General features: G+C 72.3%; 1 protein-coding gene. It reads right to left on the bottom strand.

Annotated features, from left to right (window positions below):
* Nucleotides 1-705 (bottom strand): phosphopantetheine-binding protein (locus D7V88_RS41970; protein WP_147449175.1); only part of this gene is annotated, 705 nt, incomplete at both ends.

Below are 705 nucleotides of genomic sequence, written 5' to 3'. Positions count from 1 at the left end.
GCCCGTCCGAGCGCACCAGCAGTTGCTCCTCCACCAGCTCCGTGACGCGGGCCACGGTGGACGCGGTGAAGAGACCGCGCAGGGGCAGCTCCACCTGGAAGGTGGTGCGCAGTCGGGAGATGAGCTGCGTGGCCAGAAGCGAATGGCCGCCCAGCGCGAAGAAGTCGTCGTGCAGGCCCACGCGCTCCACGTGCAGCACTTCGCGGAAGAGTCCTGCGACGCGCTGCTGGAAGGGCGTCAGGTGCTCCGGGACGACGGTGACGGAGGCCGCGGTGGATTGCTCGGGGACGGGCAGGGCCTTGCGGTCCAGCTTGCCACCGGGCGTCAGCGGTAGCGCCGCCATGGGGACGAAGGCGGACGGCACCAGGTGCGCGGGCAGTCTCTCGGTGAGGAAGGCGCGCAGCACGGAGGCATCCGGCGTCGGATGGCCCACGACGTAGGCCACCAGCCGCTTGTCTCCGGGCACATCCTCGCGCACGACGACGACGGCCTCGCGCACGGACGGGTGCGCGTGCAGGACGGACTCCACCTCACCCGGTTCGATGCGGAAGCCCCGCACCTTCACCTGCGCATCCACCCGGCCCACGAAGTCCAGCGTGCCGTCCTGCCGCCACCGCGCCCGGTCCCCCGTGCGGTACAGCCGCGCGCCGGGCACGCCACTGAAGGCGTCCGGCACGAAGCGCTGCGCCGTCGTCGCGGGGTGGC

The organism is Corallococcus terminator (assembly GCF_003611635.1).
Lineage (GTDB): Bacteria > Myxococcota > Myxococcia > Myxococcales > Myxococcaceae > Corallococcus > Corallococcus terminator.
Note: the sequence above shows the minus strand (reverse complement) of the source record. Positions and strands in the feature narration are given on the sequence as shown.